The organism is Stenotrophomonas maltophilia group sp. Smal12, assembly GCF_037079935.1.
Taxonomy (GTDB): domain Bacteria; phylum Pseudomonadota; class Gammaproteobacteria; order Xanthomonadales; family Xanthomonadaceae; genus Stenotrophomonas; species Stenotrophomonas sepilia.
In genome coordinates, this window is record NZ_JBAWUK010000024.1 from 48,788 (window position 1) to 69,486 (window position 20,699).

Genomic DNA, 20,699 nt, shown 5'->3' on the forward strand with positions numbered 1-20,699 from the left:
AAAACAGCAGGCTGGGACGGCCCCCGTTGGTCCTTCCCGTTCTTCCCGCAGATTGCAGCGATACTTCCCGACGTGCCAGCTTCACCGGACAACCTGAACCCCTTGGCCGGCGACCCGCTGGGCGTTCCCGCCGGCGGGCGTCACGGGGTGGCCCGCGGCCTGGCCCAGCTGGGCCTGTTCTGCCTGCCGGCACTGGTGCTGACCGTGCCGATCAACCTGCTGCCGTATGGCCTGCTGCTGCTGCTCAGCACGCTGCTGGCGCCGGAGCTGCTGTGGCGCGCGCGCGGCATGGCCGGTCAGCCGGTGAAAGTGCTGGCCTGGCTGATGCTGGCGGTGCTGGCGCTCGGCGTACTGTCGGTGGTGTTGTTCGAGCAGGGCCTGCGTGACGTCGACAACCGCTCGCGATTCGTGGTGATCCCGTGGATCGCGCTCTGGGTCTGCGCGCTGCGTCCCAACCTGCGGTGGCTCTGGTACGGATCATTGACAGGCCTGCTCGCCACCTTCGCGATGTCGCTGTGGCAGGTGCTGGGTGGCGCCGCGCGCGCAGAGTTGTTCACCAACGCCATCGTGCTGGCCGACATCGTGATGGTGTTGATGGTGCTGCTGGTGTTCTGTCGCCCGTCGCGGCGCTGGTCGCTGGTGATCCTCGGCATGGCCGCCGGCTGCGGCACCATCGTGCTGACCGGCAGCCGCGGCGTGTTCGCCGCCCTGCTGGCGCTGCTGGTGGTGCTGGCACTGAGCCTGCGCTGGCGCACCGGTGCGGCGCGCCTGTCGGTGCTGGCCGGCATGCTGGCGATCGGTGCGACCCTGCTGCTGTCGGTACCGGAGCTGCGTCACCAGGTGCGCCTGAGCGAGCTTCACAGTGACGTGCAGCGGATGGAACTGGGCGACAGTGATTCTTCCGCCGGTGCCCGCGTGGAACGCCTGCAGGTGGCCTGGGAGACCTTCCTCGATCACCCGCTGGTGGGCGTTGGCATCGGGCATTTCGACAGCGCGATGCTGCGCGTGCCGGTCTGCCGTGAGAATCCGGAAGAGTTGCGTTGCCACCTGGGGCATGCACACAACGATGTTGCCGAATGGGCAGCGACCCAGGGCGTACCGGGCCTGCTGCTGTTGCTGGCGGTGTATGGCATCCCGCTAGGGGTGTTCGTGCGGCTTCATCGCCGCAGCGGACGGACGACCTTCCGGGGGCCGGCCGCAGCCGGCATCATGCTGGTGATCACCTATGCGCTGTGCGGCCTGACCCAGTCGATGTTCGCGCACCAGATGACGGCCAGTTTCTATGTGACCCTGGTCGGCCTGCTGACCGGCCTGTCGATCGTCGAAGGCGCGCGCCACCGGGCAGTCACCGGGGCGTGACGCATCGGCGCGCCGGGCAGGGCCCGGCGATCAGGGGTTCGGCGGGTCGGCCACGGCCTGGCCGTTGCCCAGCATCCACAGCATGATGGTCTTCTGGCGCACGTAGTTGGCGCGCACATAAGCGTAGACCAGGCCATGCCAGCCGTCGCGGAAGCCGCCACGGAACACGAAGCCGCGCCAGAACCGCCAGGCCGGTGCCAGCACCAGCTTGCCCAGCGTGGCCCGTTTACCGCGCGCGAACTCGTGCTCGGCCATCATCCGCGCGTACTTCTCGGTCTTGGCCAGCTGCTGCTGCAAGGAGCGGTAGGGATAGTGGACCAGGTCGCCGCGCAGGGTACCCACACTGCCATCGACGCTGGCGGCCTCGTGGATCTCGCGCTTGCCGCGCCAGCCGCCACGGCGGCGGTCGAACAGGCGCATCACCCGGTCCGGGTAGGCATTGCCATGGCGCAGGAACTTGCCGAAGTACTCCGACAGGCGTGCGAAGCGATAGCCGGCATGGCCGGCGAAGCCACCGTCGCGGGCCTGTTCGATGGCCGCACGCAGTTCCGGGCTGATCCGCTCATCGGCGTCCAGGCACAGTACCCAGTCGTGGCCGGCCTGCTCGACGCAGTACGCCTTCTGGCTGCGGAAGCCGTCGAACGGGCGCTGCAGCACGCGGGCGCCTGCGGCCTCGGCGATGGCCACGGTGGCATCGGTGGAGTAGGAGTCCACGATGACGATCTCATCGCAGAAGGCCAGCGAGGCCAGGCAGTCGCCGATGCGGCCGGCCTCGTTGAACGCGATAATGCAGGCCGAGATGCGAGGCCGTTCGATGGGAGCGGTCGTGGAGGACATGATGGCCGGGTACCTGTTGTTTGCGACGGAGCGCTATGCGCTGCCTATTCTCGCCCCGTTGGCGCAGGCCTTGCACGTCTCCGGGCAGGAGGTGGGGGCCTGGTTCGAGGGCGGCGCGGCCGGCAGCCAGCTGCCGGGCGTGCCCAACATCGGCCTCAAGCAGGCGCTGGCAATGCGGCCGCGAGCGGTGTTCAGCGCCGCCAACTGGGTGCCGACCTTCCTTTCGGGAGCCAAGGTGCAGCTGTTCCATGGCTTCAACGTGGAGAAGCGGGACAGTGCGCGCGGCCACTTCCGGGTGCGCGGCATGTTCGACCTGTACTGCACGCAGGGGCCGGCCACCACCGGGCCGTTCCGTGAGATCGCGGCCCTGCAGGGCCACTTCGCGGTGGCCGAGACCGGCTGGCCGAAGCTGGATCCGCTGTTCCGCGACGATGGTGGCGAGAGCGCCGCGCTGCGCGCCGCCGCTGGAGGACGCCCGGTGATCCTGTTCGGTTCGACCTTCACCGAACGCCTGAGCGCAGCCCCGCACCTGCATGCGCAGATTGCTGCCGACATCGCCGAGGGCAACCGCTACTGGCTGCTGACCCTGCACCCGAAGTGCCCACCGGAATTGTTCGAACGCTACCGCGCGCTGGCCGGTGCCAATGCACGCTTCATCGAGCCGGAGCAGGTGATGGCCGCACAGCGCGCCGCCGATGTGCTGGTGTCCGATACGTCCTCGATCGTTTCGGAGTTCATCGTCCAGCACAAGCCGGTGGTGACCTTCCGCAACCGGGTGCCCAAGCCGCACATGATCGACTTCGACGACCCGGTGCAGCTGCCGGCGATGCTGCAGCGCGCGCTGCATCCCGACGCCGCGCTGCAGGCGGAGATCGTGCGCTACGCCGATGCCATCCATCCGTACCGCGATGGCCTGTCCAGCGAGCGCGTGATTGCGGCTACCGAGGATTTCCTGTCCGGTGAAATGGGCGTGCTGCGGCGCAAGCCGTTCGGCAGCTGGGTGCGCGACCTGCAGATCCGCAAGGACCTGGGGTATTGGGGGCCGTCGCAGCGGTAAGCCGAGCGTGGGCTCGGCTCTACAGTAGATCCACGCCATGCGTGGATGCGCGGCCCCCGGCCGCGGTAGTGCCGGCCGCCAGTTGATCCATCACCTGTTGCGCCTGCGCCTGCGGCAGGTAGTGCAGGATCAATGCCACATCACCATGCGCGCCGGCGGTATCCAGCTGCAGGCTGCTGGTGCCCAGCAGCTTGTCCAGTGGCGAGCGCAGCAGGCGCAGGCCCTGCACCTTGTCCAGCTCGGCCCAGCGCCACCAGCGCTTCCACCAGCCGCCGCGCACGGCGACGTAGTGGTCATCCAGATACCAGCCCATGCGCGCCATCTGCCGGTGGGCCACCAGCAGCGCCAGCGGCAGCCAGGCCAGCACGATCAGGCCCCATGATCCCCAGCGCCAGTACGCGGCGGCGGCCAGCAGGGGAACCAGCAGCAGCGCGCCCAGGCACAGCCGCCACCAGCCACGCTGCGGAATGGACTGCCATTGCGCCGGCGGCCACTGCAGTTGAGGCAACAGGTGCTGCACCAGCTGCTCGCAGCGCATTGCCGGGGCCAGCGGTGCCAGCTCGCGCAGAGCGCGGTCCTGATCCCGCGAAGGGCCGCCGGCGGCGCTGTCGACGCGCAGCTGGCGCAGGCCGAACCAGCGATGCAGGGTGGTCTCGTACAGCGTCCAGGCCTGGATGCGGCGACGCGCGACACTGCTGCGGGTTCGGCTGACCAGGCCAGCCGAGACGGTCAGCCGGCGATCCTGCTCGCTGAGAGTGAAGCCGTGATAGCGCAGCAGGGTCAGCACCACCGACAACGCCCGCAGCGCCAGCCAGCCCAGCAGCAGGGCTGCGGCCAGCAGCAGGAAGGCGCCGGCCACGCCGGGATGCAGGTGGCTTGCGTAGCCGAAGGCCTCCCTGCCGCCACGCTGGATGGCCGCGTCCATCACCGGCCGCGGCACGGTCTGGAACAGCACGCCGAAGGCGGCGATCGCCAGTGCCCATCCGCGGTTGGAGAGCAGGCCCATGCGCACCACGTCCCAGCTCGACAGGCGCAGCAGCACCTGTTCGGTGTCGGTCCCGGTGATCGAGGGCGTGGCGACGACGCCGGCGGGCTGCGGTGCCTGCCCACGCTGGCGCACCAGCCGTTCCAGCGCCAGCGCCTGGTCCAGCCTCAGTACCCGCATCTCGGCTTCCGGCCGCACGCCGCCGGCCGATTCCAGGCGCAGCTCGGCCACACCGAACAGCCGGTGCAACGGGTTCTGCCGCACTTCCACGTTGTGGATGCGGGCGAACGGGATCTCACGGCGGTTGCGCGCCAGCAGCCCGCTGCGCACGGTGATGGCATCGCTGCCGATGCGGTAGCGGTAGCTGAGGTACTGCAGCACCGAGACCAGCACCAGTGCCGCGATCGCCGACAGTGGAATCAACTGCGCCCACATCGGGTCGCGCTCGCCACGCTGGCCGAACACCAGCAGCGCGACCAGCGGCAGGAAGTAGTGTCGCAGCTGCATCAGCAGCACGAACAACCACGACCACGGGTGCAGGCGATGGTCCTCGCCACCGGCAGGCAGCGATGCGGGCAGGGGCGGCGGCAGGCTCACAGGGCGTCGGCGTCCTGGTCGAGCTGGTGCGAGAGGGTGTCGCGCAGGCGCTCGGCGTCGGCTTCATCCAGGCCGTTGACGGTGACCGCGCTCATGCGGGTGCCGGCAGTGTGCACGATCAGCGTGGCCAGGCCGGCACGGCGCTCCAACGGGCCCCGGCGCAGGTCCAGGTGCTGTACGCGCGAAATGGGAATCCGGGTTTCCAGCTGCCACATCAGGTCGCGGCGCAGGCCCAGGCCCTGGTCATCCAGGCGCCAGCGGGTGCGGGTCAGTCGCCGGCGGCCGAGCCAGGCGCCGAAGAGGATGCCGATCAGCAGCCCCAGGGCGGCAGTCCACAGGCCGCCGGGCAGATCGAAGAACCAGGCAGCTGCGGCCAGTGGCAGACCCGGTACGAACAGTCCGCCGAAGGCGCCTTCCAGTGCGGCCAGGCGGGCGGCACGTTGCGGCAGCGATTGCCAGGCTTCGGTGGTCGGGGCGATAGGGGCGACGTCGGTCACTCGGGCTCCGTCAGGTGGCAGGGCGAGCGGCGGCGGCGGTGGCCGCACCGCGCAGACGGTAGCAGGTCGGCTGTGTTACTGGGCAGCCTGGATCAGCGCATCGACATCCAGCAGGTGACCAGCACGATCGGCCTTGGTGCGCAGGTAGTGTTCGTTTTCGGCGGTGATCTCGCCGGTGACCGGAATGCAGTCCAGCACCTCGATGCCGGCATTGCGCAGGCGCTGTGCCTTGGTCGGGTTGTTGCTGAGCAGAGCCACGCGCGAAATGCCCAGGCCATGCAGCATCGCCACCGCACTGCCGTAGCGGCGTTCGTCGGCACCGAAGCCCAGCTGCGCATCGGCGTCGATGGTGTCCAGGCCGTCGTGCTGGTAGCCATAGGCGCGCATCTTGGCGGCGATGCCGGTGCCGCGGCCTTCCTGGTCCAGGTACAGCAGCACGCCACCGCCCAGTTCCTTCAGCTTGCGCAGCCCGCGCCGCAGCTGGTCGCCGCAGTCGCACTTGAGCGAGCCGAACAGGTCGCCGGTCAGGCACGAGGAGTGCACGCGTACCGGTACCACCGACGACAGGTCCGGTTCGCCGACGATGATCGCGACCTGGTCGCGCTGGGCCACGCCGCCGCGGAACACCGCGAAGGTGGTCATGCCGACGTCGCGCAGCGGTACCGGCGAACGCGCCACCAGTTCGTAGTCGTGGGCCGCATGTGCTGCGCCTTCGGCCAGGTCGCACAGGGCCACCTCGGCGGCACCGTCGAATGTGTGGTCATCCACGTCCAGGCGCACCGCGACCATCGCCGGCAGCAGCAGGCCCAGGCGGGCCAGCTCCACCGCGCCGGCATCGAAGGCGTCGCCGGCCGCCCAGTCGTCGGGCATGGGGCCGGGCTCGCGCAGGTAACCCAGCGAGGGCAGGGTATCGAAGGCAATGCCGGCCAGCGGCAGGCGCGCGCCTTCCGGTGCTTCCACGCCGAGCACGCGGGCGCGGGTGGCGGTCAGGAACAGGTAGTGGCGCTCGCGCGCGGCAGCGGCGAACGTGGCAAAGCTGCTGGCAGTGGCGCTGTCCAGTGCAATCACCGCCAGGCGCTGGCCCTGGCCATCGTGGAGCAGTACCGGGCGACCGGCACGCAGTTCGGCCACCGCGCGTTCGCAGCGGATCGCGGCGGGGTCGCCGAACAGGGAAGAGGCAGCAGGCATGGCAGGACCGGGGGAGGCGGACATCGCAGTCTCTATGGGGGCGACGGCGTCGTATTCAACGTGGTGCGGCCGCCGGTCGCAGGGGCCGGACGGGCCCGCGTGGTGCGACCGTCAGTGCGGATGCTCTTCGGTCGCGTACGGGTCTTCCTCGCCGCTGCCCGGTGGCCGCAGCGTATAGCGCTTGTAGGTCCACTGGTACTGCGTCGGGTCGCGGCGGGCGATGCGCTCGATGCCGGCGTTGAGCGCGGTGGCCGCCACCTGCGGGTCCGGGTCGGCCACGGCCGGGTCGGTCGGCTCGATGTGCAGGGCGAATTCCATGTCCGGCCCGATGCGCTCGCACCAGCCATACAGCACGGTGGCGCCGGTGCGCTCGGCCAGCCGGTTGACCAGGGTCATGGTCAGTGCCTGCACGCCGAAGAACGGCACGAACACGCCGTCGCCGGCCTTGGGTTGCTGGTCGGGCAGGATGCCGGTGGCACCGCCGTCCTTGAGCACCTTGAACAGCTGGCGCACGGCGGGGCCCTCGGCGCGCACCTGCTGCACGTTCTGGCCGCCCCGCACCAGCTGCAGGAAGGCGTCGCTGGCCTCGTCCTCCGGTGGCTTGTAGACGATGGCGATGTGCCCGCGCGAGGCCAGCCACTGGTTCAGCAGCTCCCAGTTGCCGAAGTGGGGTGCGGCCACGATCACGCCCTTGCCGCTGGCCAGCGCCGCGTCGTACAGGGCTTCGCCGTGGCGCTGCTTCAGGTGCAGGCGCAGGTTGTCGGCGGGCCTCTGGCTCCACAGCCGCAGCGTCTCGATGGCCTGCAGGGCGGTGGAGCGCAGCAGCTCGCGGTGCAGGCGGTCGCGCGCCGGACCGTCCAGTTCCGGGTAGGCCAGTTCCAGGTTGCGCCGGGTGACGCGGCTCTCGCGAGCGTTGAGACGGACCCACGTCCACGCCAGGGCATGCGCGAATCCCCGCAGCACTGGCCAGGGCAGGCGGGCGAACAGGGTGGTGGCGCGGTAGACCAGCCGGGCTTTGCGTTGCGGATTCATCGGCGCCAGTTTAGCCAAGGGCGCTGCTATCGTGGCCGGCCCTGTTCATTGGAAGCCCACGATGCTCGTCCTGATCCAGCGCGTCAGCCAGGCCGCCGTCCACGTCGACCAGGAAGTGGTGGGGCAGATCGGCCCCGGCCTGCTGGCCCTGGTCGGCATGGAACCGGGCGATACCGAGGCCCAGCTGCGACGGATGGCCGAGCGCCTGCTGGGCTACCGGGTGTTCGCCGACGAGGCCGGGAAGATGAACCGGTCGCTGCGCGACACCGGCGGCGGCCTGCTGCTGGTCAGCCAGTTCACCCTGGCCGCCGATACCCGTTCAGGCATGCGCCCCAGTTTCACGACCGCCGCACCGCCGGACGAGGCTGAACGCGGGTTCAATCGATTTGTCGAGATCTGTCGTGAAAATCACGCGCCCGGGGTGGAAACGGGCCGATTTGGTGCCCATATGGTCGTCAGCCTGGTCAATGACGGTCCCGTGACCTTCCTTCTCAGGCCCTGAGCCTGCGGGACCACCGCCCGGCAGGCGGGGCCCCGGGCTGGTATAATGCTACGTTCCCTATTTCTCCCTAGCCGGTGGCGCGAGCACTACATGGCCAACGAACGTCCTGCCCAATCCGAAATCAAGCAACTGATCAGCAAGGGCCTGGAACAGGGCTACCTGACCTACGCCGAAGTCAATGACCATCTGCCGGACGACATGGTCGACCCGGAACAGATCGAAGACATCATCGGCATGATCAACGGCATGGGCATTGATGTCCATGAAGTTGCGCCGGATGTGGAAACCCTGCTTCTCAACGATGGCAACACCGGCAACCGCGAAGTCGATGACACTGCGGCTGAAGAAGCTGCCGCCGCGCTGAGCGCGCTCGACACCGAAGGTGGCCGTACCACCGACCCGGTGCGCATGTACATGCGCGAAATGGGCACCGTCGAGCTGCTGACCCGCGAAGGCGAAATCGCCATCGCCAAGCGCATCGAGGAAGGCCTTTCGCAGGTCCAGGCGGCCCTGGGCCAGTTCCCGGTTTCGGTCGAGTCGCTGCTGAACGACTACGAAGCCCACAAGGAAGGCAAGAAGCGCCTGGCCGAAGTGATCGTCGGCTTCAACGACCTGGTCGACGAAGAGCCGGCACCGCCGGCGGTCGTTGCCGATGACAGCGCCGATGCGGACGCCGAAGGCGACGAGGACGAGGACGACGATGTCGACGGTGGCGATGAAGAAGCCGCACCGACCGGTCCGGATCCGGAGGAAGTCGCCGCGCGCATGCAGGCACTGAGCGATGCCTTCAACGCTTTCAAGAAGGCCGCGACCAAGGGCGACAAGAAGAACCTGCCGCGCCTGCGCGAAGAGATGTCGGCGGTGTTCGTCACCCTGAAGCTGCCGCTGCCGCTGACCGACGTGCTGACCAAGCAGTTGCGCGACACCATGGCCGACATCAAGTCGCATGAGCGCCGTGTGCTGAACCTGGCCACCGTCACCGCGCGCATGCCGCGCAAGGACTTCATCCGTTCCTGGGAAGGCAACCAGACCAACCTGGAGTGGGTGGAAGACGCACTGAAGCGCAAGCAGAAGTGGTCGTCGGCCCTGCGCGAAGTGAAGGACCAGATCATCGCCGAACAGCAGGCGACGATCGACATCGAGAAGCTGACCCAGCTGGACCTGGAAGAGCTGAAGGAAATCAGCCGTGCCATGGCCTACGGTGAAGCCAAGGCGCGCAAGGCCAAGAAGGAAATGGTCGAGGCCAACCTGCGCCTGGTGATCTCGATTGCCAAGAAGTACACCAACCGTGGCCTGCAGTTCCTCGACCTGATCCAGGAAGGCAACATCGGCCTGATGAAGGCCGTGGACAAGTTCGAGTACCGCCGCGGCTACAAGTTCTCGACCTACGCCACCTGGTGGATCCGCCAGGCGATCACCCGCTCGATCGCCGACCAGGCGCGCACCATCCGTATTCCGGTGCACATGATCGAGACGATCAACAAGTTGAACCGCATTTCCCGCCAGATGCTCCAGCAGTATGGCCGCGAGGCTACGCCGGAGGAGCTGGCCAAGGAAATGGACATGCCGGAAGACAAGATCCGCAAGGTGATGAAGATCGCCAAGGAGCCGATCTCGATGGAAACCCCGATCGGCGACGACGAGGATTCCCATCTGGGCGACTTCATCGAGGACACCAACGTGGAGTCCCCGATCGAGAACACCACCAACATCAACTTGTCCGAAACCGTTCGCGACGTGCTGGCCGGCCTCACCCCGAGGGAAGCCAAGGTGCTGCGCATGCGCTTCGGCATCGACATGAACACCGACCACACGCTGGAAGAGGTCGGCAAGCAGTTCGACGTGACCCGCGAGCGCATCCGCCAGATCGAAGCGAAGGCCCTGCGCAAGCTGCGTCACCCGAGCCGTTCGGAGCAGCTGCGCAGCTTCCTGGATATCGATTGATAGCCAGCGGCTGTTGAAGCGTTGAGAGAAACCCCGCCTGGTGCGGGGTTTTTCTTTAGTAGCTCCCGGCCATGCCGGTCGGATCCTGACGATGTCGCATCTGCCATTTGATTACGTCCCGCGGCGGTCGCACGCTGACCGTGCAGATGCTCAACACATCGCGTAGGCAGGCCGATCTTCATCGGCGCTGATGCAAGCGCGCAGCAGGTCACGTACATCACATGCGGCCTGCGGCACTGATTCGTCATGCATCTGGAGTCACGCCATGAATGATGTGGAGCACGATATGCCTGAGCCCGTGCAAATCGATTTCCCGCCGCTGCTGAACTGGGATGAGGTGATGCGGGATGAGTGTGAGGATCCGTTGGGGTTTGCACGTCGGACGACGTATGCGCTGCTGACGCTGTCTGAAGCTGGGTTGCTTGCCGGCTTCAGCGGCGGCAACCAGAAGGGACTGGAAGAGGCCAGGCGGACGGTGGCGCTGTTCCAGGCACATCTGCGGCGGCAGATGTGGTTTGCGGAAGCGGCGGAGAAGCGGTTGGGGCGCGTTGCTGAGGCTCTTGCTGCTGCCGGGTAGCCGATCGTGGGCGGCCTCCACTACACTGTGGCGCTGCGCAGGGCCTATAGCTCAACGGTTAGAGCAGGGGACTCATAATCCCTTGGTTCCAGGTTCGAATCCTGGTGGGCCCACCAATTGATGATCCTATGTCGTCCTATGAAGGCTGAAATATCCTGAAAAAACAGGGGTTTCGGCTTTTTTTGCGTCTGATTGCGTCCTATGTGATCCAGGAGCATCCAGGCTTCTCTGGCGGTATCTTTGGCGGTAACCTCCACCCGCTCTACACCTGTTACCGCCGAATCAGTTACCGCCACCATGTCATTGACCGATACCGCCATTCGCAGGACCAAGCCCACCGCTGCCGTGCAGAAGCTGCGAGACGGTGGAGGCCTGTACCTGCTGCTGAAACCTGATGGCGCCAGATGGTGGCGCTGGGACTATCGGCGTCCTGTGACCGGCAAGCGCAACACGCTGTCGCTTGGCACCTATCCAGAGGTGAGCCTGGCGTCCGTGCGCGAGCGCCATGCTGCTGCGCGAAAGCTGTTGGCCGAAGGTGTTGATCCGGGCGAGCAGCGCAAGGCGCAGAAAGTGGCCAGCTTGGAACTGGCCACCAACACATTCGAGGCGCTGGCGCGCGAACACTTGGCGATGAGAGCCAAGAAGCTGTCTGCCGGGTCGGTGAAACGAGAGACGCGCTTGATCGAGAAAGATCTGACGCCGTACATCGGGCAACGACCCATTGCGGCGATCACAGCGCGTGAACTGTTGGAGACGCTGCGCAAGATCGAGGGGCGCGGCGCGGTCGAAACTGCACATCGGGCGCGGATGCTGGTCAGCCAGGTTCTTCGATACGCGATTGCGACAGGACGTGCAGACAGAAACGTGGCAGAGGATCTGAAAGGAGCGCTCACTTCGCCCGAAGGGCGTCACTTCGCCAGCATGACTGAGCCCAAGCAGATCGCAGAACTGCTGCGCTCAATACACGGCTATCAAGGATCACCGATTGTCATGGCGGCCCTGTGCCTAGCGCCGCTGGTATTCGTTCGCCCTGGTGAGCTTCGTCGTGCACGATGGTCGGACATCGACCTGGACAATGGCGAATGGCGGTTCACGGCAAGCAAGACCGGCCAATCGCACGTTGTTCCATTGGCTTCGCAGTCTGTGGCGATTCTTAGGTCTGTGCACCCGCTGACTGGACGGAAAGAGTTCGTGTTTCCCAGTGTGCGTGGCAAGGGGCGGCCCATGAGTGAGAACACGATCAACGCGGCGCTACGTCGCCTCGGCTACGACTCCGACACAATGACCGGGCATGGCTTCCGCGCGATGGCGCGCACTGTGCTGGATGAGGTGCTGGGCTTCCGTCCGGACTACATCGAGCACCAGCTTGCACACGCTGTGCGTGATCCCAACGGACGGGCATACAACCGTACGGCTCACCTGATTGAGCGGGCAAAAATGATGCAGGCGTGGGCGGACTATCTGGACGGCTTGAGAGCCTCCAGCTGACCTCCCGTTCTTCCATCTTTCATTTCTAACTTACTGTTTCTGCTGGTTACAGTGGTAACACTGGTTACACCGCTGAGAAACGTATTAAAAATCAGTCGGTTGCGTCCATTTTCGGAGCGCCGCATTCACTGGTTACAGCTGGTTACGCTGGTTACAGCTGCGCCCTATCGATCCACATTGGACGTATCTGGATCGATGGCGCACGCCGATTGAATGGCTCTGCCGCAGCCTCTTTCCGGCCAGCGGGTGGCTTTGTAGGCCGCCGAGTTGTCGTCATGACGGCCGATGACCAGACCGAACCCGCCGGTAATCGATAGTTCGCTCGCCGCACATTTTGCGCCGTCGGCTTGGAGCAGCAGGTTGCCAGGCGCGTCCGTTTGTCCTGCGCAACCAGTCGGGCGGCTTGACTGCTGCGCTCGATTGTCAGCTCCCGCCAGTTGGCTTTCGCATCGAGAACGTGCGCCGTCAAGGGGAATTCGTCATGTGTAATTTTACAAAATACTGTAAAAATTTTCCCTACACATCGTGCTGCGTGAGTTGAGCGGCAGCTGTCTCTAGCCTTCTAACCAAGCCCACAACACAGGGCGGCGGTTGACTAAACGTCAGCCCCGCGACCTCTCACATGCTTGGTTCCCCAGCCCCTCAGGCGACCGCACCCGGTCAGCCTGCCGATCATTCTCGGCCTGACGCCGCACGCGGTGAACGCTTCCTGCGCAAGCCCGAAGTGCTCAGTCGCACCGGCATTTCCCGCTCGCACCTGTACTGGCTGATGAGGCGCGGCCGGTTCCCCGCATCGATCCCCCTTTCCCCGCGCGTAACTGTCTGGTTGGAGTCGGACGTGGACGCGTGGATTGCCACCCACATTCCCGACACCCACCTGCGAGTGCAGCCATGAAAGACACCATCACCTTGACCATCTCCAACCAGAAATTCAGCCTCAGCCCGGCAGAGGCGAAGTTCCTGGCTGAGCATCTGCGCACAGCTGTGGCGCAGCCGAACCTGGCACTGAATTTCTCGCAGAGTCGGACTGAGCAAGGTGGCCGCATCGCGCTGTCGCGTGGTGTCGCGGGCAGCCGTTCCATCACTGACTGCTGAGGCACTGCAATGAGCCAATCCAGAGCCTTCCTGCGCTGCCCGCATTGCGATACGCCCGCCATCGTGCGCACCAGCGTGCTGCATTCCAAACTGTTGCGCGAATCCGTGCTCCAGTGCCGCAATGCGCTGTGCGGTCACACGTTCTCGGCCTACACCGAAATCGTGCGTACGCATACGCAGAGTGCGTGCCCGAGGGGGGACGTCTGCCTGCCCATCAGCAGCTCCGCTGAACGCGCCGCGCTCAGTGCACAGGCCGCGCCAGAACCCGTGACCCCACGCAAGGCACGGCGATGACGCAACTGTTGACAGCACCCGCTCACCAGGCGCAGCATTGCCCCGTCGCCGCACAATCGGCGACCGGGTTTAGCAGCCCGACTCACAAGGCGCACCAGCGCCCATCGACCGATGCATGGCGCTTTTTTATTGCTCGCTGTGTCGTCGCGGGCGATTGCTTGCCAGTTCTATGGCGGGCGGTGCGCGGAGGCCGAAAGGCCTGCCGGTCCTTGTGCCGGTCTGCTAACCGCGTACCGTCCGTCACCTCGTTTAGCAGCGAGTTGGCGGATCCAATTTCACACAAGGATCCTGCCATGTCTCTCGACACCCTGGCCGCGCCGTCGCGCTTTGCCACCCGTATCGCACACCATCTTGGCGAAATCGCCGACACCCTCGACTGGGACCATTCCCGCTGGCTGGCGCTGACTGCGCGCCTTGAGGCCACCGGCAAGGCCCCCGAGGCGTTGACGCTGGGCGAGGTGCAACACGCCATTGCCGCCACCGTCCAGGAGGCCGCGCGATGAACGCTCTCGCCCTGAATGCTGCCGTCGCCAACGACGATGCGGCCACGCATGACCTGTTCAGCGCTGTGTGTCAGTTGCAGCGCATCCATACGATGCCGATGGCCGCACTGTCGCAGCTGGTGAACGCGCTGGAACGCCGACCCGGTGCACTGGAAGCACTCTCCGTAGGCCAGTTGTTGGCCATGGTCCGTGATGCGCAGGTGACTGCATGAACACGGAAACCGTGAGTGTGTCCGGCGTACCGGGCGTGGCCGATGGCGTACTCAGCGCCACCATCACCGATACCTGGTTCGATGCCGAGCGTACCGCCCATATTGTCGAGGTGGCTCGCCGCGTCGAGCGGCTGCACAACAAGGCCTCACGTCGTCTGGCCATCCTCAGTGGCGAACTGGATGAGGCGCTGGAAGGCCATCCGTTGGAGGACCGCCTGCGCGAGCGCCTGCTGTGGCCGCTGGAGCGCGATTGCCTGGAGCTGGCCACCGTCGCGGCGCGGGTGCGCGTGCGCCTGTCGTTGTTCGCGCCTGCGGAGTCGCAGGAACAGTTCGACCGAGGCATGGCTTTGCAGTTGGCCGACCTGCAAGCCGAGCAGGCTGCTGCCGCGCCGCCGCAAGCGCTTTCGCGCAGCGCTGCCCCCATGCCCTTTGGCTACTGGATCAGCGAGGACAGCTTCAATCGCGTGGAGCGTGCACGCTCGGCTGCACTGCTGCTGGCCAGCGTCGATGAGCGCATGGCGGTGCCCTTTGAGGCTGTAGCGTTCAGCGCCGCCTACGTGCATGAGGACCTCGCCGCCGTGTTGGCCAACGCCCGTCACAGCAGCCAGCTGGAGGCCGACGATGACGCGGCCTGAGGGATTCATTGCGGCACTGCGTGCGGCAGGTCTATGCGTCGGCACGGGCGAATCTGTCCTGGCCAATGGCCGTCTGTGCCGCGTACGCGCCGAGGGCGATGGCAGTGGCCAGCGCAGCGGCTGGTATGTGCTGCACGCAGGCCCGCCGCAGGCCGGTGCCTATGGCAACTGGAAGACCGGGCTCAATGAGTCCTGGTGCGAGGGTGGAGGAGAGGCGCTGAGCGAGGCCGACCGCGCGATGCTGCGCGAGGCCGTGGTGCGCGCCCAGCGCCAGCAGCAGGCCGAGCGTGCGCAACGCCAGGCCGTGGCCCGGCAGCAGGCGCGTGAGCGCTGGCAGCGCGCCAGCGCCGCTGCCCCCGATCATCCCTACCTGGTGGCCAAGGGCGTGGGCGTGCACGGCCTGCGTGAGCTGGACGGCTTGCTGCTGGTGCCCTTGCGCGATGCGCAGGGGCGGCTGTGGAGCCTGCAAACCATCGCCGCCGATGGCAGCAAGCGCTTCCTGGCCGGTGGCCGTAAGCGTGGCTTGTACTACGCCGTAGGCCGCACGGTCAGCGACGTGGTGTGCATCGCCGAAGGCTATGCCACCGCCGCCAGCATCCATGAGGCCACGGGCCACCCCACCGCCGTGGCGTTCGATGCCGGGAACCTGGAGCCGGTGGCCTGCGCCCTGCGTGCCAAGTTCCCTTCGGCGGTGATCGTGGTGTGCGCCGATGACGATGCGGCGACCGCCGCGCGGCTGGGCATCAATCCGGGTGTGGCCAACGCCCAGCGCGCCGCCGATGCCGTGGGCGGGGTGGTGGCCATGCCGCCGCGGCCACGCCATGAGGCTACTTCCTGATGATCCCTCTCTTTATCCCGAAGGCGCAGCGCGCCGACGCGGCACCGGAGCCCCGTGCATGAGCAACGTCACCTCTGTCGATTTCAATGATGCCGCCAAGGACGCCGGTACCGGCGCCGTACGCGGCTCGATTCAGCGCGCTGTGCGCAAGGGCGCCAAGGGCAAGACCAAGACCAACAAGGACGCCACCGACGGCTCCAGTGCTGCACGGGCCCACTACCAGCTCAACGAGACCGGCGTGTACTACGTTGGTGTCACCGAGGACGGGGACCTGGCCGAGCCGGTGTTCGTCTGCTCGCCGTTGAAGGTCGAGGCCAAAACGCGCAACAGCCAGAGCGAGGAATGGGGCCGGTTGCTGACCTGGACCGATGCCGATGGCCATCCCCACCAGTGGGCGGCACCTGCGGAAATGCTGGTGGGCGATCCGCGCGAGTTCGTGCGGCAGCTGGCAGCGGGTGGTGTGGAAATGTCGGCCCACCGCAACACCATGCAGCGCCTGTTGGCCTACATCATCCAGGAGCGCATCGACACCCGCGCCCGCAACGTGGCCGTGCCGGGCTGGCATGAGGGCCGCTACGTGCTGCCCAATGGTGAAAGCTACGGCACCGGCGACGAACGGCTGGTCTACCAGCACAGCGGCGGATTGCAGCATCACTATGCGGCCGTTGGCTCGCTGGAGGACTGGCGGCGTGACGTGGCCCGGCGCTGCCAGGACAACTCGCGCCTGGTGCTGGCGGTGTCGGCGATGTTCGCAGGGCCCTTGCTGCACTTCACCGGCGCTACGGGCGGTGGCTTCCACCTGGTCGGCGGCAGCAGCAGCGGCAAGAGCACCGCGCTGCGCGTGGCGGCCAGCGTGGTCGGTCCCCCGGAATATGCCCGCGAGTGGCGCAGCACGGCCAACGGTCTGGAAGGCGTGGCGGTGCTGCACAACGACGCGACGCTGATTCTGGATGAACTGGCACAGATCGACCCCAAGCAGGCCGGTGATGCGGCCTACCTGTTGGCCAACGGCAACGGCAAGAGCCGCGCCAACCGCGCCGGTGAGGCACGTGCGGCGGCACGCTGGCGGGTGCTGATCCTGTCAGCCGGTGAGGTCGGGTTGGCCCAGCACATGGCCGAGGTGGGCAAGCAGGCACGGGCGGGTCAGTCGGTGCGCCTGGCTGACGTACCGGCCGAGGCGGAGGGTGGGCACGGTGTGTTTGAGCGCCTGCACGATGCCAGCGACGGCGCGGCACTGTCGGCCCTGCTTAAGGACGCGGCCGCACGCACGTACGGTGCACCGTGGCCGCTGTGGATGGGTTACCTGACCCAGCAGGACAGCCCCACCCTGACCGCCCAACTGCGCGAATCGACCGACCGATTCCTGGCCACCTATGTACCTGAGGATGCCTCCGGTGAGGTGCGCCGCGTGGCCGAGCGCTTCGCTGTTGTCGCCTTTGCCGGGGAGTTGGCCAGCAGCTGCCGCCACCGCATCACCGGCTGGCCCAAGGGCGAGGCGACACGGGGCGTGGCGGCGTGCTTCCAGGCATGGCTGCATCGCCGAGGCGGCTCGGGTAGCGCCGACACCGACGAACTGCTCTCGCGAGTGCGTGCGTTCTTTGAGGCCCACGGCGAAAGCCGTCTTGAGCCGCTGCGCAGCCCTGAAGGCACTGTGCCGGTGCGCGATCGCGTAGGTTTCCGGCGCTTCGATGAAGTTGGATTGACGGAATACCTGGTGCTGCAGGAAGCGTTCAGACGGGAGCTATGTGCGGGCTTTGATGTGCGCTTGGCCGCACGCACGCTGGCTGAGGCCGGTTGGCTTAAGCGCAGCGCTGACGGCAGGCCCTCCCAAACCGTGCGTGTCCCAGGCTTGGGCGCTATCCGCGTCTTCGTTTTTGACCCCCGCAAGGTTCACGACAGCGGCCTGTGAGCAGCGCTGCCTTTCATACAGCTCGCCGACACAGTGTCGGGTGAGCCTACCCCCGCCAATTATTTTCAATGGAGATTCAACATGAGCGACAACCAGAGCATCAACACCAACACCGCCGACCTGGCTATTCAATCCTGCGAAGGGAGCGAGGCTGCGCCGGTATCGGAGAACAGGCAACGGCTGAACGAGCTGGCGCAGCAGCTGGCCAGCGCGGTGCAGCGCAAGCGCGCCTTGGTGGGTAAGGTCGATACGATGCGGCGCGCCAAGCAGGCTGCACAGGGCGATGCCGCTGCTGCCCGCCAGCAGTGGGGTGCCAAGCTGCGCGAGAGCGATGGCACGCTGACCCGCGACATTCAGAAGCTTCGCGCGAATGAGCGCTCGGCGCTGTCGCTGGCTGAGGAATACGAGGCGATGGAGGGTGAGATTGCGGTCGAGCTGCCGCGCCTGGAGCTGGAATTGGCCGAGGTGGCGGGCCACTGTCTCAACGCAAGAAGCAGCGTCACCAGGGAAGTGGCCGATCAGGCCTACGAGCAGTTGCTGCTACAGGCTGGGGACAGCCTGGTCTTCGCCTTTGCTTTGTTCTCGAGAGCGGCGGGCTCCGGCGATACAGGCGCACTGGCAAGCCGGTTCTTTGACCGCCTCGGCAATGAGGTTCGCCGTCGCCTGGACGATGCCGCAGTGACGGACCGAGTGACGCAAGTGTTGGCGCTGCCGTCGATGGACCTGAGCGCGGTGGATATGCAGCTGGTGCGTAGCCCGATTCGTTTTTCACAGTTGCGAGAGAAGATCAGTGGTGGGGAGGCAGCGTGATGCATTCCCCTGCCGATGCTGCTATCGGTGAGGTCGTGCCCGCGCGTAGCGTGGGCACTGCCGGAGCTGTCACAACCTTTTCCTTTGGCGATCCAACGCCCGTGTTGGACTCGCGCGGGTTGTTCGACTACCTGGAGTGCTGGCGCAACGGTCGCTACTACGAACCTCCCATCACCCTCAGTGGTCTGTCGCGCACCACGCGCTCCAATCCGTTCCTGCACAGCGGTCTGATTTTTAAGCGCAACATGCTGGTGCGCACCTTTGTGCCGCATCGACTGCTGGACCGCACCGCGTTCTCGCAGATGGCCTTGGATTACCTGGTGTTCGGCATGGCCTACTTGGGACGGCAAATCTCGCACTCCGGGCGGCTGTTGCAGGTGCACCCGCTGATGGCGCAGTACATGCGTCGCGGTGTGCAACCCGGTGAGTTCTTTCAGGTGCGAGCCGGACGGGCCGAGCGTGAATTTGCACCTGGCTCGGTGCACCAGCTGCGCGAGGCCGATACCGATCAGGAAATCTACGGGTTGCCGGAATGGCTGGCCGTTGTGCAGTCGGCGCTGCTCAACGAATCGGCCACGTTGTTCCGCCGCAGGTACTACACCAACGGCTCGCACGCTGGGTTCATCCTCTACATGACCGACCCGCAGCCGGAGGGCATGGACGTGGATGCGCTGCGTGAGGCTCTGCGAGACTCGCGTGGGCCGGGCAATTTCCGCAACCTGTTCGTGCACTCGCCCAACGGCAAGAAGGATGGCTTGCAGCTGATCCCGATCAGCGAAGTGGCCGCAAAGGATGAGTTCACCGGAATCAAGCGCGTGACCCGTGATGACATTCTGGCCGCGCTGCGTATCCCGCCGCAGCTGCTGGGTATCGTCCCCCAGAATGCGGGTGGATTCGGCTCGATACGGGATGCGGCAACGGTGTGGGCGTCGATGGAACTGGCACCCCTGCAATCGCGGATGGCCATGGTTAACGAATGGATCGGCGAGGAGGTCATTACCTTCGCCCCGTTTGACCTGGCGCCTGTAACAACCTGACGCCTCGTCGTTGCGCCGATCCTGGCTGCAGAACGTGCGGTGGCTACGGCTCGTACTGAATCCATGGGCCGCCTTTGCGCGGCCCATTCTTGTTTCATGCCGCGCAGATGGTGGGCTCGGCCACGTTCTTTCGCTGCTTGCCACCCTGTTGCTTGGGTGGGACCAGGTCAACGTGAATCCGATAGCCAAGGGCGGTGGCTGCACGGCTGAGCGTATCGAGGGTGAGCCCGGTATCCGCCTCATCCAGCACGCGATCCAACTGCGACCGGCTGGTATTCATGCGCTTGGCCAAGTCGGACTTGCTGACCTTGGCCACCTTCATGGCCTCAGCAACCTGCCAGGCGATCACACGCTTGACCGCGACAGATGCGGACTCTTCAAGCAGCCCTTCCGACTCCAGGAAGTCGTCAAAGCTTGATCCGATGTGCTGGTTCTTGCTCATTTGATCACCTCATCTCTACGCTTTTTTGCCAATGCCAGATCGGCCTTGGGCGTCTTATCGGACTTCTTCACAAACCCGTGCAGCAGCACCATGTCCTGCTTGACCGTGGTGAACATGACGCGGGCAATCCCTTCGGGGATCGAGCTACGCACTTCCCACAGCCGGTCATCCATCTTTCGCACCAGCGGCATGCCCATGGGCCAGCCGAGCTGGACCGTCTTGATATCGCCACCGATAGCCCTGCGTGCCTCGGCGGAGACTTCTTCCTTGAGCCATATCCGCACGGGCTCATCGGCCGAGGCGGAACGGTAGAATCGGACGTCCAAGACTGTCTTCATGCGGCCAGTATACGCCGGGAGTGCCTTGAAGTGTACTTATTTATGTACGTTCATTCAGGGCCGCTGACCCAACTTTCGGCGCCTCCAACGGCGTATGGCGGCGCCCCCATTTCAGCCAGGGGCCAGCGTGGAATCCGAGACGTGCGCTGCCGTCATGGCGCGGAATTCCGGGCGATGGTCAGTCACGTAATCCAGCCAGCGGTGCGATGCCTGAAAGGGGGGGGCTGCGGTTCTGGGGCAGTCAGGCAAGCGCGTGGTTGCGGCCCTGACTGTAACCAGTGTAACCAGTCGTCCCCAACGGCTGGTACGCGCTCGGGTCACCCGCAAGCCATTGATATATATGGGGATGGGAGAGGATGTAACCAGTGTACCAATGTGACCAGTAAAAACAGTGAGTGGACCGGCCAGCCTTTCGTAGACATCCGGTTGCCATAATTGATGGCAATGACCGAGGTGTTTATGGGCAACAGCAAGCAGTACACGGATGAGTTCCGGGCAGAGGCGGTGAAGCAGGTGATCGAGC

General features: G+C 65.8%; 23 protein-coding genes and 1 tRNA gene. 17 read left to right on the plus strand and 7 right to left on the minus strand.

What is annotated here, in order from left to right:
• Nucleotides 1-102 precede the first annotated feature (102 nt).
• Nucleotides 103-1,359, plus strand: coding sequence for an O-antigen ligase (locus WDC87_RS12120; protein ID WP_072167254.1), 1,257 nt, complete (start codon nucleotides 103-105; stop codon nucleotides 1,357-1,359).
• A gap of 30 nt (nucleotides 1,360-1,389) precedes the next feature.
• Here the strand turns inward: WDC87_RS12120 and WDC87_RS12125 are convergent, their stop codons facing one another.
• Complete coding sequence (locus WDC87_RS12125) at nucleotides 1,390-2,196, minus strand: glycosyltransferase family 2 protein (RefSeq protein ID WP_188240583.1); 807 nt, start codon at nucleotides 2,194-2,196, stop codon at nucleotides 1,390-1,392.
• Here WDC87_RS12125 and WDC87_RS12130 point away from each other — a divergent pair.
• Nucleotides 2,195-3,253 (plus strand): CDP-glycerol glycerophosphotransferase family protein, encoded by a 1,059-nt coding sequence (locus tag WDC87_RS12130; protein WP_252744773.1) that lies wholly within the window; start codon nucleotides 2,195-2,197, stop codon nucleotides 3,251-3,253. The two genes, WDC87_RS12125 and WDC87_RS12130, sit on opposite strands and share 2 nt — an antisense overlap.
• Nucleotides 3,254-3,272: 19 nt before the next feature.
• Here the strand turns inward: WDC87_RS12130 and WDC87_RS12135 are convergent, their stop codons facing one another.
• The 4 genes from WDC87_RS12135 to WDC87_RS12150 form a co-directional block, all read right to left on the minus strand.
• The gene (locus WDC87_RS12135; RefSeq protein ID WP_336331303.1) at nucleotides 3,273-4,835 is read right to left on the minus strand and encodes a PH domain-containing protein; all 1,563 of its coding nucleotides are present in this window, start codon (nucleotides 4,833-4,835) and stop codon (nucleotides 3,273-3,275) included.
• Complete coding sequence (locus WDC87_RS12140; RefSeq protein ID WP_005419594.1) at nucleotides 4,832-5,332, minus strand: PH domain-containing protein; 501 nt, start codon at nucleotides 5,330-5,332, stop codon at nucleotides 4,832-4,834. The genes WDC87_RS12135 and WDC87_RS12140 overlap by 4 nt, the downstream gene beginning before the upstream one ends.
• 75 nt (nucleotides 5,333-5,407) lie before the next feature.
• Complete coding sequence (ribA, locus tag WDC87_RS12145) at nucleotides 5,408-6,544, minus strand: GTP cyclohydrolase II RibA (protein ID WP_252744772.1); 1,137 nt, start codon at nucleotides 6,542-6,544, stop codon at nucleotides 5,408-5,410.
• Nucleotides 6,545-6,631: 87 nt separating this feature from the next.
• Nucleotides 6,632-7,552 carry a lauroyl acyltransferase gene (locus WDC87_RS12150; RefSeq protein ID WP_005419590.1) on the minus strand — a complete coding sequence of 307 codons (921 nt, stop codon included), beginning with the start codon at nucleotides 7,550-7,552 and terminating at the stop codon, nucleotides 6,632-6,634.
• A gap of 61 nt (nucleotides 7,553-7,613) precedes the next feature.
• Here WDC87_RS12150 and dtd point away from each other — a divergent pair, with 61 nt between their 5' ends.
• The 15 genes from dtd to WDC87_RS12225 all read left to right on the plus strand — a co-directional run bounded on the left by dtd (nucleotide 7,614) and on the right by WDC87_RS12225 (nucleotide 19,396).
• Nucleotides 7,614-8,054, plus strand: a complete 441-nt coding sequence (gene dtd, locus WDC87_RS12155; RefSeq protein WP_005419588.1) for a D-aminoacyl-tRNA deacylase — start codon at nucleotides 7,614-7,616, stop codon at nucleotides 8,052-8,054.
• A gap of 90 nt (nucleotides 8,055-8,144) precedes the next feature.
• Entirely contained in the window at nucleotides 8,145-9,998 is a 1,854-nt protein-coding gene (gene rpoD / locus WDC87_RS12160; protein ID WP_005419586.1) for an RNA polymerase sigma factor RpoD, read from the plus strand.
• A 265-nt stretch (nucleotides 9,999-10,263) separates the two neighbouring features.
• Nucleotides 10,264-10,575 (plus strand): hypothetical protein, encoded by a 312-nt coding sequence (locus WDC87_RS12165; protein WP_151354729.1) that lies wholly within the window; start codon nucleotides 10,264-10,266, stop codon nucleotides 10,573-10,575.
• 40 nt (nucleotides 10,576-10,615) lie between these two features.
• Nucleotides 10,616-10,691 (plus strand) — tRNA-Ile (locus WDC87_RS12170).
• Between the two features lie 181 nt (nucleotides 10,692-10,872).
• Nucleotides 10,873-12,063 (plus strand): integrase arm-type DNA-binding domain-containing protein, encoded by a 1,191-nt coding sequence (locus WDC87_RS12175; RefSeq protein ID WP_197601622.1) that lies wholly within the window; start codon nucleotides 10,873-10,875, stop codon nucleotides 12,061-12,063.
• Between the two features lie 622 nt (nucleotides 12,064-12,685).
• The gene (locus WDC87_RS12180) at nucleotides 12,686-12,958 is read left to right on the plus strand and encodes an AlpA family transcriptional regulator (RefSeq protein WP_197601621.1); all 273 of its coding nucleotides are present in this window, start codon (nucleotides 12,686-12,688) and stop codon (nucleotides 12,956-12,958) included.
• On the plus strand, nucleotides 12,955-13,158 hold the full coding sequence (locus WDC87_RS12185; RefSeq protein ID WP_252744771.1) for a hypothetical protein: 204 nt from the start codon (nucleotides 12,955-12,957) through the stop codon (nucleotides 13,156-13,158). Before WDC87_RS12180 ends, WDC87_RS12185 begins: the two co-directional genes overlap by 4 nt.
• A gap of 9 nt (nucleotides 13,159-13,167) precedes the next feature.
• Nucleotides 13,168-13,452 (plus strand): ogr/Delta-like zinc finger family protein, encoded by a 285-nt coding sequence (locus tag WDC87_RS12190; protein WP_252744770.1) that lies wholly within the window; start codon nucleotides 13,168-13,170, stop codon nucleotides 13,450-13,452.
• A 293-nt stretch (nucleotides 13,453-13,745) separates the two neighbouring features.
• Nucleotides 13,746-13,955 carry a hypothetical protein gene (locus tag WDC87_RS12195; protein ID WP_252744769.1) on the plus strand — a complete coding sequence of 70 codons (210 nt, stop codon included), beginning with the start codon at nucleotides 13,746-13,748 and terminating at the stop codon, nucleotides 13,953-13,955.
• Nucleotides 13,952-14,167 carry a hypothetical protein gene (locus WDC87_RS12200; RefSeq protein WP_301655228.1) on the plus strand — a complete coding sequence of 72 codons (216 nt, stop codon included), beginning with the start codon at nucleotides 13,952-13,954 and terminating at the stop codon, nucleotides 14,165-14,167. Before WDC87_RS12195 ends, WDC87_RS12200 begins: the two co-directional genes overlap by 4 nt.
• Nucleotides 14,164-14,802 (plus strand): hypothetical protein, encoded by a 639-nt coding sequence (locus WDC87_RS12205; RefSeq protein ID WP_252744435.1) that lies wholly within the window; start codon nucleotides 14,164-14,166, stop codon nucleotides 14,800-14,802. Before WDC87_RS12200 ends, WDC87_RS12205 begins: the two co-directional genes overlap by 4 nt.
• The gene (locus WDC87_RS12210; RefSeq protein ID WP_197601615.1) at nucleotides 14,789-15,640 is read left to right on the plus strand and encodes a toprim domain-containing protein; all 852 of its coding nucleotides are present in this window, start codon (nucleotides 14,789-14,791) and stop codon (nucleotides 15,638-15,640) included. The genes WDC87_RS12205 and WDC87_RS12210 overlap by 14 nt, the downstream gene beginning before the upstream one ends.
• A gap of 58 nt (nucleotides 15,641-15,698) precedes the next feature.
• Complete coding sequence (locus WDC87_RS12215) at nucleotides 15,699-17,549, plus strand: DUF927 domain-containing protein (RefSeq protein WP_252744433.1); 1,851 nt, start codon at nucleotides 15,699-15,701, stop codon at nucleotides 17,547-17,549.
• An 81-nt stretch (nucleotides 17,550-17,630) separates the two neighbouring features.
• Nucleotides 17,631-18,359, plus strand: a complete 729-nt coding sequence (locus WDC87_RS12220) for a hypothetical protein (RefSeq protein WP_252744432.1) — start codon at nucleotides 17,631-17,633, stop codon at nucleotides 18,357-18,359.
• Complete coding sequence (locus WDC87_RS12225; protein WP_252744431.1) at nucleotides 18,359-19,396, plus strand: phage portal protein; 1,038 nt, start codon at nucleotides 18,359-18,361, stop codon at nucleotides 19,394-19,396. The genes WDC87_RS12220 and WDC87_RS12225 overlap by 1 nt, the downstream gene beginning before the upstream one ends.
• A gap of 94 nt (nucleotides 19,397-19,490) precedes the next feature.
• Here WDC87_RS12225 and WDC87_RS12230 read toward each other — a convergent pair whose 3' ends face one another.
• Entirely contained in the window at nucleotides 19,491-19,838 is a 348-nt protein-coding gene (locus tag WDC87_RS12230; protein ID WP_252744430.1) for a helix-turn-helix transcriptional regulator, read from the minus strand.
• Nucleotides 19,835-20,164, minus strand: coding sequence for a type II toxin-antitoxin system RelE/ParE family toxin (locus WDC87_RS12235; RefSeq protein ID WP_242878625.1), 330 nt, complete (start codon nucleotides 20,162-20,164; stop codon nucleotides 19,835-19,837). Before WDC87_RS12235 ends, WDC87_RS12230 begins: the two co-directional genes overlap by 4 nt.
• Nucleotides 20,165-20,699: the final 535 nt, after the last annotated feature.